Below are 13,795 nucleotides of genomic sequence, written 5' to 3' on the forward strand. Positions count from 1 at the left end.
CCGGAGTGAGGCACAATCGCACGCTATCGATGAAGCATTGATGACACAGGGTTGAAGATGTCTGAACGGGAAGTGGAACGCGGCTCGGGCGTAGCCGTATGGCGCCAGATTGGCGAGGCCTTGGCGGACGACATCCGCAACAAGCTCTATGGTCCTGGCGAGCAACTGCCACCGGAGCCGGAACTGGCCACGCGCTTCAGCGTCAATCGTCACACCATCCGGCGTGCCATGGGCGAGCTGGAACTGAGCGGCCTGGTGCGGATCGAGCAGGGACGCGGCACGTTCGTGCAGGAACATGCGATCGATTACGCGATCGGGCGCCGCACGCGTTTCTCGCAGAACCTCGCTGCGCAAGGCATGCGCGGTCACCTGGAAATTGTGGAAAGCCAGAAAATCCGCGCGCCAGAAGTTGCCAAACATCTGGGTCTGTCGCGTACGGCTGACATTCTGCACATCCAGATGGTGGGCAAGGCCGAGGGACGCACCATCGACGTGGCCGAGCACTACTTTGACCTGAAGCGTTTTCCGGAACTCGATGAGCTGGCGCGCGAAACGCAATCGATCTCGCGCGCGCTGGCCAAGTACGGCATTGCCGACTACACGCGCAAGTGGTCGCGCATCACCGCCGCCATGCCCAGTGCGCCGGTGGCACGGTTGTTGAACCAGCCGAAGACCCGGCCCGTACTGCAAGTGGAGGCGCTCAACGTCGACATCGATGGCGAGCCAGTGCAGTACAGCATGACCCGCTTTGCCGGAGACTGGGTACAACTCACGGTGGCCGACAACGACTAAACTGGGACGTGTCGTGGATCGATGCGGCGGTCCGGTCGCATTGGTCTAGACATCTGTCTGTCATGTGCCCACGCTAACGTAACGCCCATGCATACGACCACGCAAAACCATACGGCCGCCCTGAGCGGCATCACCGGCCGCCGGGTGCTTGGCGCAGCCGGCATTGCCCCCGCTACCCTCGGCTTTGCGCAAGGCAGCATTGCCCCGCAAACGCCGACGAACGGCCCCTGCATCGATGCAGGCAACCTGCTTGTGCTGCCGGGCATCGTCGACATCCACGGTGACGCGTTCGAACGTTCGGTCATGCCGCGTCCCGGCGTGAGCTTTCCGTACGGCCCGGCGCTCCTCGACGTGGATCGGCAGTTGCTGGCCCACGGTATCACCACCGAGTTTCATGGTGTGACGCTGTCGTGGGAAGGCGGGCTGCGCGGCGAAGCTTATGCGATTCGCATGTTCGAGGCACTGGCGCAATTGCAGCCGGTGCTCGGTGCATCGCACAAGGTGCATCTGCGCTTCGAGGCGTATCACCTCGCCGGCGTGGAGACGGCGATGCAGTGGATGAAGGAAGGGCGTGTCAACCTGCTGGCGATCAACGATCACCTGCCGACGCTGGCGCGCCGCATGAACGACGATCGCAAGCTTGCGCAGTACGCGGAGCGTGCCGAGTGCGAGATGGAAGCCTTCCGCACGCGCTTGCGAAACGCCAGCCGCCACGCGCAGGATGTACCCGCCGAGATGTCGCGATTGATCGCTGCGGCGCGCGCCGCCCATCTGCCCGTGGCATCGCACGATGATCCGGATGCGGCCACGCGTCAGCACTATCATCGCCAGGGCTGCGGCATCGCAGAGTTCCCGCTGACTGTCGAGGTGGCCGCACTGGCGCGGCAGCTTGGGGACGAGACCGTCTTCGGCGCCCCCAATGTGCTGCGCGGCAAGAGCCACACCGGCGCACCCAACGCCACCGAGATGATTGCGGCGGGGCTGTGCACCGTGCTGGCATCCGATTACTACTATCCCGCGCCTTTGCAGGCAGCGTTCCGGCTTGTGCAACTGGGTATTTGCGATCTCCCCGCTGCGTGGCATCTGGTTTCGCGTAACCCGGCACGCGCGGCGGGGTTGCGCGATCGCGGAGTGCTGATGCCGGGCATGCGCGCTGACGCCATTCTCGTGGACGACAGCGATCCGGGCCTGCCGCGCGTATGCGCCGCCATCGTCAATGGCGAGCTGCGCCATGCCAGCACCGCGCTGCCGATGATCGATGCAGCGTCACTTGGCCAGCGCGCCAGCCTGGCCGCATGAGCCGCGCTGCGCATCGCTACGCCATCTACCTGGCCCCTGCAGAGCCGTTTCGCACTTTCGGTGCGCAATGGCTCGGCCGCGACGCCGAAAGCGGCGAGCCACAGCCCCTGCCGCCCGGTATCGCACAACGTCCCGTGGAATGGGTCGAGGCACCCGCGCACTACGCGCTACACGCCACGCTGAAGCCTCCGTTCCGTCTTGCCGAAGGCACCGATGCCGCGATGCTCGATCGTGCCGCGCGTGAATTCGCCAAGGGGCGTGCATCATTCGAAGCCCCCCTGGTACTGCGAGCATTGCGCGGATTTCTGGCATGGTGCCTCGCCGATACGCAAGGGCGGGGCGGCCGGCAGATGCATGCGTTGGCCGATGCCTGCGTGCGTGACTTCGACCGCTTTCGTGCAGCGCCTTCTGCTGCCGATATCGCGCGGCGCAATCCTTCGGCACTGAGCGCTGTTCAGCGCGCCATGCTCGATACGTGGGGCTATCCCTACGTGTTCGATACCTTCACTTTCCACATCACGTTGACGGGCATGCTCGACGCAGCGGATGAGACCAGCGCGCTGGAGATGCTTCACAAGGCCGGTGGTGCATTACTGGAGCAACCGCTGCATGTCGATGGCATCAGCATCTTTGCGCAGGCCGAACCCGGCGCGGATTTCGTGCTGGCCCGGCACTATCGTTTCGACGGCACCACTGCCGACGGCGCGGGCGCGGAGTTTCTGGCGTGACGAAGATATCGAAAGGCAACGGCCTGTTCTACGTGATGGGGCCATCGGGCAGCGGCAAGGATTCGCTCCTGCGCGCACTACGCGAGCGCATAAAACCTGCAGACCCGATCGTGGTCGCGCATCGCTACATTACCCGTGCGGCCGATGCCAACGAGGCATCTGTTGCGCTGACCTCTGACGAATTCCAGCGCCGTATCGGCCTGGGTTGCCTGGCACTGCACTGGCAGAGCCACGGCTTGCATTACGGCATTGGCGTGGAGATCGATCAATGGCTGGCGCGCGGCCTCAAGGTCATCGTCAATGGTTCGCGCGAATATCTGCCTGTTGCCGCAAAGCGGTACCCGGAGCTTTGCGCCGTGCATGTGCGCGTGAAACCCGATGTGCTGGCCGCGCGGTTGCGGCAGCGTGGGCGGGAATCGGAAGAAGGGATTGCACGGAGATTGCAACGTGCGGCGCAGGGGTTCGATGTGCCCGAAGGCGTGCGCGTGGTGGAGATCGATAACAGCGGGGTGCTGGAGGAATCGGCGCAACGGCTGGTGGATCTGGTTCAGACGGATCGCGTTTGAATTGAATCACCAACGGCCCCTAAATCCCTGACGGTTTGCTCCCCTCTCCCGCTTTGCGGGAGAGGGGCGGGGGAGAGGGCCAGCGGTGCAAGCTGCGACAAGTCGGCAAGCAGAGCCACCATGCCCTCTCCCCCAACCCCTCTCCCATTTCATGGGAGAGGGGAGCAAAGCAAAAGCAAATCAAAGACCTTAGGCCGCTGCCCGCAAACACCGCCCCGCCATTTCCAGATAATGCGCCAGCGGCGGCGTTTCCAGATCCACTACCTTCGCCAGATCGTCATAGCGACGCAGCCGCACCGCCTCCAGCGCATGCGGTCTTGCTGCAAACGCTTCGGCCTCGTCACGACCATAGATCCCGCCCTGCAGCTCCAGGCTGTGTACCGACACCGGCGACAGCGTGTCGAAGTACGCTGCATCCACCGCACACAGATATCGCTTGGCGGCAACGTGCAGTCGAATCGGTTCGGTCACATCGGCACCAAACAGCGTGCTCAGTGCATCGGCGCCGGTTTCCTGGTGGCGCATATCCGTGGTGCTGCTTTCGGCCAGCATCAGGTGCCCGACGTCATGGAGCAGTGCGGCAACGATCAGCGCCTCGCTTTCGCCGGCCTGCTCGGCCAGCAGGGCGCATTGCAGTGCATGGGCGGTCTGGCTGATGTCCTCGCCGCCGTAGTAGGCAGTGCCGTGCTGGGCGAACAGGTTTTCGATAAGGGGGAGCGTCAGCATGATCAGACCAGTACCTTGCGAATTTGCGCGGAGACGATATCGATGGCCGTCACGAACACGATGATGATCAGCATCACGGCGCACGTCTGGCCGTACTGGAAGCTGCGGATGATTTCCCACAGCACGGTGCCGATGCCACCGGCACCGACGATGCCCACCACCGACGCCGAGCGCACATTCGATTCAAAGCGATACAGCGCGAACGACAGCCACAACGGCAGTACCTGCGGAATCACGCCGTAGACGATCTCGGCAAGCGGGCCAGCACCCGTGGCGCGCACACCTTCGACGGGACGCGGGTCGATGGCTTCCACGGCTTCGGCAAACAGCTTGGCCAGCACACCCATCGTGTGTATCCAGATGGCCAGCACACCAGCGAACGGACCCAGGCCCACGGCCACGATGAAGAGCATCGCGAACACCATCTCGTTGATGGCGCGGCATGCATCCATGATGCGGCGGGCGGGCTGATAGATCCATACCGGCACGATATTGGCCGAGCACAGCAGGCCCAGCGGCACGGCCAGCACCACGGCCAGTGCAGTGCCCCACAGCGCGATCTGTACGGTCACCAGCATCTCTTCGAGATAGTGGCGCCAGTCGCGGAAATCGGGCGGGAAGAATTCGGCGGCGAATTTCGCCATGTTGCCGGAATCGCGCAACAGGTCCATCGGACGCATGTCGGCGCCTTGCCATGACAGGGCGAGCATGCCCAGCACGATGCCCCATACCATCATCATCGGTAGCGATGTACGAGGCGGGCGAACAGTGCTTTGGGGCGAGGGAGGCAGGCCAGGCTTGGCAGTGACGGTCATCGGGTCAATCCGGAAGTCATACGGAGCGGGAGGGCGGGCGTCGATGCCAGTCCTCCCGTAAGGCTTGCTACGTGCTTACTGCGTGCTCGTTGCAGCGGCAGCCTTGTCGAGATCGGCCAGGCGGCGCGTCAAGTCGGCCAGCTTCTTTTCCTTGTCGGCGTCGGCCAGCGTGGTGTCGGATTCAATGCGGCTCTTTTCGCGCGCCAGTTCGATCTGGCGAATCGGTACCAGTTGCGCATCGGACGATGCGCGGAAGCCCTGGTACGTCAGCGTGGTCAGGATCTGCTTTTCGCGTGCAGCGTCGGCACCCTTGCCGTAGTTGACGAAGAAGGTCTGGATCTTCTTCTTCATTTCCGGCGTCAGGTCCTTGCGATACACCATCGGGTCAGCCGGAATCAGCGGCGACTTCCACAGCACGCGCAGATCGTCATAGGCGTTCTTGCCCGTGTTGATGCGATAGCGTTCCAGGTTCTCGGTGTTGTTCACGGCCACGTCGAGCTGCTTGTTCAGCACGGAGAGCAGATTCGTTTCGTGGTTGCCGATGCGTACGGCCTTGAACAGCGTCTTCGGATCTACCTTGTTGGCGTTCCACAGGTAGTAGCCCGGCACGGCCGTGCCCGACGTCGAGTTCGGATCGCCGGCGCCGTAGGTCAGATCCTTGCCGCGCTTGATCACATCTTCCACGGACTTGATGTTGCTGTCCTTGCGCACCACCAGCAGCGACCAGTAGCCCGGGTTGCCGTCCTTGTCGATCACCGAGGCGAACACTTCGCCGTTGGCGCGGTCCACGGCTTCCATGGCCGATTTGTTGCCGAACCAGGCGATCTGCACCTTGTTGAAGCGCATGCCTTCGATGATGCCGGCATAGTCGGAAGCGAAGAACGGCTTGACCTGCACGCCGAGCGTCTTGCTCAGATCGTCGATCAGGGGCTGCCAGGCGCTCTTGAGGTTCGACGACGATTCCGTCGAGATGAAGCCAATGTTCAGGGTCTTGGCGTCCTGGGCGAAAGCGGGCAGCGCCACGACACCCGAGGCCACCACGGCGAGAAAGGTTCTGCGAAGCATCGAAAACTCCGTTGGGAAAGCTGATGGACTGATGGGAAACGCTTGGGGGAATACAGTGCGGATCAGGCCGCGGCCAGATCCATGCGGACCATGGCCGGGACTGCCACGCCAATGGCGGGCGCCGGTTCTTCCGGCACGCTGTCGTGCAGCAGTTCGTCGGCTTCGGTGCCGTAGAGGTCGCGCAGCATGCTTGTTGTCAGCGCAGCCGAAGGGCCGTCGTACACCACCTTGCCGTGCCGCAATGCCACCACGCGCGGGCAGTAGCGCATCGCCACATCCACCTGATGCAGCGACACCACCACGGCCACCTTGCGGGTGCGATTGATCTGGGTGAGCAGCGACATCACGCGGCGCGACGATTCCGGATCGAGCGAGGCGATCGGCTCGTCGGCCAGGATCACGCGAGCGTTCTGCACCAGCGTGCGCGCGATGGCCGCACGTTGCTGCTGACCGCCGGACAGCGTCGATGCACGCTGAAACGCATAGTCGTCTATACCAACCTGAGCCAAGGCATCGAGCCCGGCCTGCACTTCCTCGGCCTTGAAAATGCGGGTCAGTGCACGCCACGCGGGGATGCGCGTCAGCATGCCTACCAGCACGTTGGTGATCACTGGCAGGCGGCCTACCAGATTGAACTGCTGGAATACGAAACCGATCTCGGCGCGCACCTTGCGAACATCGCGGGCCAGACGACCATGGCGCTGCACGGTGCGGCCGTTGACGAGGATCTCGCCGGAACCTGCATCGCCCGTGACGAAGCCGGCCACGTGGCGCAGCAGCGTCGACTTACCCGAACCCGATGCGCCCAGCAGCGCAACCATTTCGCCGGGGGCGATGTGTAGCGTGACATCGTCGAGCGCCTTGCGGTCCGCGCGGAACGATTTGCTCAGTCCGCGGACTTCAATTGCATGCGTCATGCCGACTCCCTTGCTTGAATGACCTGCGCATTCTGGGGGGAGTCGATGACAGAACGATGACTTGTACCGGAGGTTTTCCGATGGGGAGCAAAGGCTACATCAGGATGATGTCGTACTGCTCCTGGTGAAACGTAGACTCCACTTGCAGCGAGATCGGCTTGCCGATGAAGTCACCGAGCATGGCCAGATGCTGGCTTTCTTCTTCGAGGAACAGGTCGATCACATCCTGCGAGGCGAGGATGCGGAATTCGCGCGGATTGAACTGGCGCGATTCGCGCATGATCTCGCGGAAGATGTCGTAGCAGACCGTGCGCGGCGTCTTGACCTGACCCTTGCCCGTGCAGACCGGGCACTGTTCGCACAGCACATGCGCGAGCGATTCGCGCGTGCGCTTGCGCGTCATCTCGACCAGGCCGAGTTGCGAGAAACCGTTGACCGTGATGCGCGTGCGATCACGCGACAGCGCGCGCTTCAACTCCGACAGCACCGCATCGCGATGCTCGACATTTTCCATGTCGATGAAGTCGATGATGATGATGCCGCCCAGGTTGCGCAGGCGAAGCTGGCGCGCGATGGTGTGCGCCGCTTCGAGGTTGGTCTTGAAGATCGTGTCGTCGAAGTTCCGCGCGCCGACGTAACCGCCGGTGTTGACGTCGATGGTCGTCATCGCCTCGGTCTGGTCGATCATCAGGTAACCGCCGGACTTCAGGTCCACGCGCCGCGACAGCGCCTTCTCGATCTCGGCATCGATATTGAACAGGTCGAAGATCGGCCGCTCGCCGGTGTAGTGCGACAGCCGCGACAGCACGGCCGGCGTGTACTCCTGCGCGAACTCCACGAGCTTCTGGTAGTTCTCGCGCGAGTCCACCTGGATCACGCCGGTGGCATCGTTGATGAAGTCGCGCAGCACACGCTGCGCAAGATTCAGATCCTGATAAAGCAGGCTCGGCGACGGTTGCGTGGTGGCGTTCTGGCGGATCGACGCCCAGATTTTGCGCAGGTAGGAGATATCGTTGCCAAGCTCCTCGTCGCTGGCTTCCTCGGCAATCGTGCGCACGATGAAACCGCCACGCTCGTCAGTGGGGACGAGACCCTGCACGCGGGCACGCAGCGCTTCGCGATCCACTTCGCCCTCGATGCGTTGCGAGATGCCGATGTGTGGGTCCTGCGGCAGGTAGACCAGCGTACGGCCAGCGATGCTGACCTGCGTGGAAAGCCGCGCGCCCTTCGTGCCGATCGGGTCCTTGATGACCTGCACCATGAGCGCCTGGCCTTCGAACAGCGTTTTTTCGATGGCAGCGTGGCCGTTCTTCTCGCCATCGCGCGGATGCCAGATGTCCGCCACATGCAGGAAGGCCGCACGCTCGAGCCCGATATCGATGAAAGCGGACTGCATGCCCGGCAGGACTCGCACGACCTTGCCTAGGTAGATGTTGCCGACCAGCCCGCGGGTGAGCGTGCGTTCGACATGCAATTCCTGCACGGCCGCCTGCTGCACGATGGCCACGCGCGTCTCTTGGGGCGTGATATTGACGAGGATGTCTTCGGTCATGGCGATAGATGCGGCTGGATGCGCGTCGCCGGTTGGCCGGCGCTTGTTGTTGTCGCCCGGTGCGACCGGGCATCGTGCCTGTCAGAAGCGCAGATCCGCTTCGCGCAGCAGCGCCGCCGTCTCGAACAAGGGCAAGCCCATGATACCCGAATAGCTTCCGTCGATTCGCTGGACAAATTCCGCCGCACGGCCCTGGATGCCATATGCGCCGGCCTTTCCGAGCGGTTCGCCGCTGGCCACATAGCGCTCGATCTCGGCACCGCTCATCGCACGGAAAGTGACGTGGGAGATCGACAGCGCATGGCGCTGGCCTCGCGCCGACACTACGGTCACGGCGGTCAGCACCCGATGCGTGGCGCCGGACAGTGCCGACAGCATCCTTGCTGCATCGGCCGCATCGGCGGGTTTGCCGAGAATCTCGCCACCCAGGCAGACCGTGGTATCCGAAGTCAGAATCGGCGCCTCGGCCAGCCCACGCCGAATGCGGCGCTGCAGCGCAGCGTCGGCCTTGAGCGCGCACACACGCTGCACGTAGGCATCGGGGGTCTCGCCGGGTAACTCGACCTCCAGCGCCTCGGCATCCTCGCTGGCATCGGCAAGCAGCAATTCATGCGTGACGCCAAGCTGGGTCAGCAGTTCACGACGGCGGGGAGATTGGGAGGCGAGATAGAGGAGGGCGGTCACGGGGATCGGTGCGAAAAAGGAGTGCGCCGATTGTACGCGTGGTAGCGAGGTGCCGAGTGTTTGCTCCCTCTCGGTTTTCTCCCCTCTCCCGCTTGCGGGAGAGGGGCGGGGGTGAGGGCCAGCGGTTCTATCCACGACAAGTCGCAATTTGTACCGCTATGCCCTCACCCCCAACCCCTCTCCCATTGCATGGGAGAGGGGAGCACAACAATAGGAAGCGAGAAACTCACACCCGATGATACGGATGCCCCTGCGTCACCGACCACGCGCGATACAGTTGCTCGGCCAGCAGCACTCGCACCATGCCATGCGGCAAGGTCAGACTGGAGAGTCGGAACAATGTGTGAGCGCGCGCCTTGAGCGCGGGATCGAGGCCATCGGCGCCGCCGATCAGGAAGGCGACGTCGCCGCCTTCGCGTTGCCAGCCGGTCAGTTGCTCGGACAACTGGACAGTCGTCCAGTCCTTGCCGCGCTCGTCGAGCGCGACGATGCGGCATTGCTTCGACAATGACCCGAGCACGGCGTCGATGCGCGCGGCTTCGCGCTGCATCACCGTGGCGGCGTTGTTGCTGGAAGAGCGGGCTTCCGGCTTGACCTCGCGCAGTTCGATGCGCAGTTCAGGCGGCATCCGCTTTGCATACTCCGCAAAGCCGGATTCGATCCACGCGGGCATCTTGTGGCCGACAGCCACGATCACGAGTTGCATGTGCGATGCCCGGTGGCTCGGGTCAGGCCGAGCGCTTGCGCGCTGCGGTCTTGGCAGGGGCCTTGGCGGCCGTCTTGGTGGCGGCAGTCTTGCGAGCCGGTGCCTTGGCGGCGGTGCCGGCGGCGGTCTTGCGCGCGGGCGCCTTGGCAGCCGTCTTGGTGGCGGCGGTCTTGCGGGCCGGTGCCTTGGCGGCAGTGCCGGTAGCGGTCTTGCGGGCCGGAGCCTTCTTGACAGCCGTGCCAGTCGAAGTCGTGCGCTTGGCCGGCGTCTTGCGGGCGCGGGCGCCCATCGTGGCCAATGCGTCGGAATCGGTATCCTCGTGGCCCATCGGCGGGGAGGGTTCCTTCATGCCTTCCGGCAGGCGGGCCAATGCCGGACGCAGGTTGGACGGGCGACGCACGCGCGGCGATGGTTCCGAGTCCTCGTCGTCCATCGGTTCGCTGGCCTTGGCCAGGCCCTTTGCGGACGACAGCTTCACGCGCACCGGCTTGTCACCCCAGATTTCCTCGAGGTTGTAGTACATGCGCAGTTGCGGCTGCAGGATGTGCACCACGGCATCGCCGCAGTCCACCAGCACCCATTCCCCGGTTTCCAGACCTTCGACGGCGATGATATGACCGCCGGCGTCCTTGACCGTTTCCCGTACCGACGCCGCCAGCGCCTTGGTCTGGCGGTTCGAACTACCGCTGGCGATCACCACCCGGTCGAACAGTTCGGTCAGGTGAGTGGTGTCGAACACCTTGATGTCCTGCGCCTTCACATCCTCGAGTCCGTCGACGATCGCGCGCTGCAGTTTACGAATATCCATGGTGTCTTTCTTGTTCAGCTTCATTCGGGTAGGGTGCGCGTCGGCTCAGGGGTTCTGGTATAGCCCGTGACGCGCGATGTAGTGTGCCACGCCGGCCGGCAGTTGGTCATCTGCCTGGTCCGGCAGCACGCCGCCTGCCAGATGCTGGCGCAGGCCGGTGGACGACAGGTCGACGGCAAGCGTCTGGTCGATCCACATATGTCCGGAGGGCGTGCATTGTATCAGGTGCGTGTCCGCCTGACGTTGCTGCATGGCTTCCAGCACCGGACCCTCCAGCGCATCGAGATGGAAACCCGGGCGCGTGGCGATGCACAGGTGCACATATTCGAACAGTGCCTCCCAGCCGTGCCATGTGTGCAGGCGCAGCAATTGGTCGGCACCCATCAGCCAGGACAGCGATGCCTGGGCGCCATAGGCCTCGCGCAGGTGCCGCACGGTGTCGATGGTGTAGCTGGGGCCCTCGCGCTCCACCTCCATGCGGCTCACGCGTACCTCGCCGCGTGCCGGGGCGAGCGTGGCCGCAGCCAGTTCCGTCATCGCCAGCCGGTCGGCGGCGGGTGTCACGTGATCACCCTTCTGCCAGGATTGCCCGGTCGGAATCCAGACCAGTTCGTCGAGATCGAGGTGGTCCAGCGCAAGCTCCGCCAGTGCGATATGGCCACGATGCGGCGGGTCGAAAGTGCCGCCCAGGATACCCAGGCGATAGGGGCGAGTCGTTTCAGTGCCGGTCGGGCGGGTGGCTTCGGTCATCGACATCAGGCCCAGTCCCGCGCGGGCAGGAAATCGGTATAGAGCGCCGCTTCCGGCGTGCCCGGCTCCGGTTGCCAGTCGTAACGCCACGAGACCTGCGGCGGCATCGACATCAGGATGGATTCGGCGCGGCCGCCCGACTGCAGGCCAAACAGTGTGCCGCGGTCGAAGACCAGGTTGAACTCGACATAGCGGCCGCGCCGATACGCCTGGAAATCCCGCTCGCGTTCGCCATAGGGCGTGTCCTTGCGCGCATTCAGGATCGGCAGGTAGGCGTCCAGAAATGCATCGCCAGCCGAGCGCATCATCGCGAAACTCTGCTCGAAACCCAGCGCCGAGAAGTCATCGAAGAAGATGCCGCCGATGCCGCGCGCTTCGCCGCGGTGTTTCAGGAAGAAATATTCGTCGCACCATTGCTTGAAGCGCGGATAGAGATCGCCGCCGAACGGTGCCAGCGCAGCCTGGCAGGTCCGGTGGAAGTGCGTGCAGTCGTCCGCATTGCCGTAGTAGGGCGTCAGGTCCATGCCGCCGCCGAACCACCAGACCGGTTCTTCATCGGGCGCGTCGGGCTTGCGGGCGATGAAGCAGCGCACGTTCATATGGACCGTCGGGACATACGGATTGCGCGGATGAAAGACCAGCGAGACGCCCATCGCCTCGAAGCCACGTCCCGCCAGCTCCGGCCGGTTGGCGGTGGCCGACGGCGGCAACGTGCTGCCCCGCACGTGCGAGAAACCCACGCCGGCCCGTTCCATGATCTTGCCGCCTTCCAGGATGCGGGTGCGGCCATTGCCCTGCAAGCGCTCCATGGGAGGCTTTTCCCAGTTGTCTGTCAGGAACGGCTGGCCATCGACAGCAGCGATGGCGTCGGTGATGCGGTCTTGCAGGCCGAGCAGATAGTCACGGACTGCCTGGGATTCGATCATGATCGTGGATGGGGGTGGGCCGGTGGCAAAACGGCCGGGCTGCGTGCGCCGGCCGTCATTGCGGTGTCATGATTGTACCGGCTTGATCCGCCCCGCGGGCTGCGGGGGCAATGTGGGCCGACTTCGAGACCCACTTCACGCCAACGCTGGCCGGATCCGTGCGGGTGACCGACTCGTTAGCGCTTGATCGCGCGATAGCCGATGTCGGTGCGGAACTGCATGCCGTCGAAGCGGATCTGCTCCACGGCGGCATAGGCGTTCTTCTGCGCGGCCTTGACCGTGTCGGCCAGGCCTACCACGCACAGCACGCGTCCACCGGACGTCAGCAGCGTGCCATCGGTCAGGGTGGTGCCCGCATGGAACGTCACGGCGTCGTCGGTCTCGGCCGGGATGCCGGTAATGGCATCGCCCTTGCGCGGGTTCTCGGGGTAGTCGTACGCGGCCATGACCACGCCCAGCGCGGTGCGGCGATCCCAATCCAGTTCAATCTGGTCGAGCTTGCCGTCCACGGCCGCTTCCATCACGTCCACGAGGTCGGTCTTCAGGCGCGCCATGATCGGCTGCGTCTCCGGATCGCCCATGCGGCAGTTGAATTCGAGCGTCTTCGGGTTGCCGTCCTTGTCGATCATCAGGCCGGCGTACAGGAAACCGGTAAACGGGATGCCGTCCTTTTCCATGCCGCGCACGGTGGGCAGGATGATCTCGCGCAGCGCACGGGCGTGCAGCGCAGGCGTGACCACCGGGGCCGGCGAATACGCGCCCATGCCGCCGGTATTCGGGCCCGCATCCGCGTCCAGCAGGCGCTTGTGGTCCTGGCTCGTGGCCAGGGCCAGCACGTTCTTGCCGTCGACCATGACGATGAAGCTCGCTTCCTCGCCCTCCAGGAACTCCTCGATCACCACGCGCGCACCGGCGTCACCGAGCTTGTTGTCGGCCAGCATCATGTCCACGGCGCTATGCGCTTCTTCCAGCGTCATGGCCACGACCACGCCCTTGCCAGCGGCCAGGCCATCGGCCTTGATCACGATCGGCGCACCTTGTGCGTCGATGTAGGCATGGGCGCCGGCTGCGTCCGAGAACGTCTGGTAGTAGGCGGTGGGGATGCCGTGGCGATGCATGAACGCCTTGGCGAAGTCCTTCGACGATTCGAGCTGGGCAGCGGCCTTCGTCGGTCCGAAGATGCGCAGACCGCGTGCGCGGAACACGTCGACGATACCAGCGGCCAGCGGCGCCTCGGGGCCGACCACGGTGAACGCCACGCCTTCACGCTCCACAAAGGCGGCGAGCACCTCTGGATCGGTCAGCGGCACGTTCTGCAGACGCTTGTCGAGCGCCGTGCCCCCGTTGCCCGGGGCCACGTAGACGACCTGCATCTTGGGCGACTGGGCCAACTTCCAGGCCAGTGCGTGCTCACGCCCACCCGAACCGACAACCAAAACTTTCATGATCCACTGCCAGAAA

General features: G+C 64.2%; 15 protein-coding genes. 4 read left to right on the plus strand and 11 right to left on the minus strand.

From position 1 onward, the window contains the following. Positions 1–57 precede the first annotated feature (57 nt). From phnF to phnN, 4 genes are all read left to right on the plus strand, one after another. Entirely contained in the window at positions 58–792 is a 735-nt protein-coding gene (gene phnF / locus GA566_RS03795) for a phosphonate metabolism transcriptional regulator PhnF (protein WP_160471705.1), read from the plus strand. A gap of 87 nt (positions 793–879) precedes the next feature. After that, the gene (locus GA566_RS03800; RefSeq protein WP_160471707.1) at positions 880–2,091 is read left to right on the plus strand and encodes an alpha-D-ribose 1-methylphosphonate 5-triphosphate diphosphatase; all 1,212 of its coding nucleotides are present in this window, start codon (positions 880–882) and stop codon (positions 2,089–2,091) included. Beyond that, positions 2,088–2,819, plus strand: a complete 732-nt coding sequence (locus tag GA566_RS03805; RefSeq protein ID WP_160471709.1) for a DUF1045 domain-containing protein — start codon at positions 2,088–2,090, stop codon at positions 2,817–2,819. Before GA566_RS03800 ends, GA566_RS03805 begins: the two co-directional genes overlap by 4 nt. 35 nt (positions 2,820–2,854) lie before the next feature. Beyond that, positions 2,855–3,385 (plus strand): phosphonate metabolism protein/1,5-bisphosphokinase (PRPP-forming) PhnN, encoded by a 531-nt coding sequence (phnN, locus tag GA566_RS03810; protein WP_160473210.1) that lies wholly within the window; start codon positions 2,855–2,857, stop codon positions 3,383–3,385. 189 nt (positions 3,386–3,574) lie between these two features. Here the strand turns inward: phnN and GA566_RS03815 are convergent, their stop codons facing one another. From GA566_RS03815 to purD, 11 genes are all read right to left on the minus strand, one after another. After that, on the minus strand, positions 3,575–4,111 hold the full coding sequence (locus GA566_RS03815; protein WP_160471710.1) for a phosphonate degradation HD-domain oxygenase: 537 nt from the start codon (positions 4,109–4,111) through the stop codon (positions 3,575–3,577). Positions 4,112–4,113: 2 nt separating this feature from the next. Then, positions 4,114–4,926: a phosphonate ABC transporter, permease protein PhnE gene (gene phnE / locus GA566_RS03820; protein WP_137922909.1), complete on the minus strand. Its 813-nt coding sequence runs from the start codon at positions 4,924–4,926 to the stop codon at positions 4,114–4,116. 75 nt (positions 4,927–5,001) lie between these two features. After that, a complete protein-coding gene (phnD, locus tag GA566_RS03825) occupies positions 5,002–5,991 on the minus strand; it encodes a phosphonate ABC transporter substrate-binding protein (protein ID WP_137922910.1) in 990 nt (329 codons plus the stop codon). A 62-nt stretch (positions 5,992–6,053) separates the two neighbouring features. Then, positions 6,054–6,908: a phosphonate ABC transporter ATP-binding protein gene (gene phnC, locus GA566_RS03830; RefSeq protein WP_137922911.1), complete on the minus strand. Its 855-nt coding sequence runs from the start codon at positions 6,906–6,908 to the stop codon at positions 6,054–6,056. 94 nt (positions 6,909–7,002) lie between these two features. Further along, a complete protein-coding gene (rng, locus tag GA566_RS03835; protein WP_160471712.1) occupies positions 7,003–8,460 on the minus strand; it encodes a ribonuclease G in 1,458 nt (485 codons plus the stop codon). Between the two features lie 81 nt (positions 8,461–8,541). After that, positions 8,542–9,144: a nucleoside triphosphate pyrophosphatase gene (locus GA566_RS03840; RefSeq protein ID WP_137922913.1), complete on the minus strand. Its 603-nt coding sequence runs from the start codon at positions 9,142–9,144 to the stop codon at positions 8,542–8,544. 226 nt (positions 9,145–9,370) lie between these two features. Further along, positions 9,371–9,850 (minus strand): 23S rRNA (pseudouridine(1915)-N(3))-methyltransferase RlmH, encoded by a 480-nt coding sequence (gene rlmH, locus GA566_RS03845; RefSeq protein ID WP_160471714.1) that lies wholly within the window; start codon positions 9,848–9,850, stop codon positions 9,371–9,373. Positions 9,851–9,872: 22 nt separating this feature from the next. Continuing rightward, positions 9,873–10,658 carry a ribosome silencing factor gene (gene rsfS / locus GA566_RS03850; RefSeq protein ID WP_202126657.1) on the minus strand — a complete coding sequence of 262 codons (786 nt, stop codon included), beginning with the start codon at positions 10,656–10,658 and terminating at the stop codon, positions 9,873–9,875. A 45-nt stretch (positions 10,659–10,703) separates the two neighbouring features. Then, positions 10,704–11,408, minus strand: coding sequence for a nicotinate-nucleotide adenylyltransferase (locus GA566_RS03855; RefSeq protein ID WP_160473211.1), 705 nt, complete (start codon positions 11,406–11,408; stop codon positions 10,704–10,706). A gap of 5 nt (positions 11,409–11,413) precedes the next feature. Then, entirely contained in the window at positions 11,414–12,334 is a 921-nt protein-coding gene (hemF, locus tag GA566_RS03860) for an oxygen-dependent coproporphyrinogen oxidase (protein WP_137922916.1), read from the minus strand. Between the two features lie 176 nt (positions 12,335–12,510). After that, positions 12,511–13,779, minus strand: a complete 1,269-nt coding sequence (gene purD, locus GA566_RS03865; protein WP_137922917.1) for a phosphoribosylamine--glycine ligase — start codon at positions 13,777–13,779, stop codon at positions 12,511–12,513. Positions 13,780–13,795: the final 16 nt, after the last annotated feature.

Source organism: Cupriavidus sp. SW-Y-13, from assembly GCF_009793345.1.
Taxonomy (GTDB): domain Bacteria; phylum Pseudomonadota; class Gammaproteobacteria; order Burkholderiales; family Burkholderiaceae; genus Cupriavidus.

What these genes read in the sequence shown, in the direction of transcription:
- GA566_RS03855 (WP_160473211.1), bottom strand. Translation starts at nt 11,408, where the DNA reads ATGACCGAAGCCACCCGCCCGACCGGCACTGAAACGACTCGCCCCTAT.
- phnN (WP_160473210.1), top strand. Translation starts at nt 2,855, where the DNA reads ATGGGGCCATCGGGCAGCGGCAAGGATTCGCTCCTGCGCGCACTACGC.
- GA566_RS03805 (WP_160471709.1), top strand. Translation starts at nt 2,088, where the DNA reads ATGAGCCGCGCTGCGCATCGCTACGCCATCTACCTGGCCCCTGCAGAG.
- GA566_RS03800 (WP_160471707.1), top strand. Translation starts at nt 880, where the DNA reads ATGCATACGACCACGCAAAACCATACGGCCGCCCTGAGCGGCATCACC.
- GA566_RS03815 (WP_160471710.1), bottom strand. Translation starts at nt 4,111, where the DNA reads ATGCTGACGCTCCCCCTTATCGAAAACCTGTTCGCCCAGCACGGCACT.
- phnE (WP_137922909.1), bottom strand. Translation starts at nt 4,926, where the DNA reads ATGACCGTCACTGCCAAGCCTGGCCTGCCTCCCTCGCCCCAAAGCACT.
- purD (WP_137922917.1), bottom strand. Translation starts at nt 13,779, where the DNA reads ATGAAAGTTTTGGTTGTCGGTTCGGGTGGGCGTGAGCACGCACTGGCC.
- hemF (WP_137922916.1), bottom strand. Translation starts at nt 12,334, where the DNA reads ATGATCGAATCCCAGGCAGTCCGTGACTATCTGCTCGGCCTGCAAGAC.
- rng (WP_160471712.1), bottom strand. Translation starts at nt 8,460, where the DNA reads ATGACCGAAGACATCCTCGTCAATATCACGCCCCAAGAGACGCGCGTG.
- rsfS (WP_202126657.1), bottom strand. Translation starts at nt 10,658, where the DNA reads ATGGATATTCGTAAACTGCAGCGCGCGATCGTCGACGGACTCGAGGAT.
- phnD (WP_137922910.1), bottom strand. Translation starts at nt 5,991, where the DNA reads ATGCTTCGCAGAACCTTTCTCGCCGTGGTGGCCTCGGGTGTCGTGGCG.
- phnF (WP_160471705.1), top strand. Translation starts at nt 58, where the DNA reads ATGTCTGAACGGGAAGTGGAACGCGGCTCGGGCGTAGCCGTATGGCGC.
- rlmH (WP_160471714.1), bottom strand. Translation starts at nt 9,850, where the DNA reads ATGCAACTCGTGATCGTGGCTGTCGGCCACAAGATGCCCGCGTGGATC.
- phnC (WP_137922911.1), bottom strand. Translation starts at nt 6,908, where the DNA reads ATGACGCATGCAATTGAAGTCCGCGGACTGAGCAAATCGTTCCGCGCG.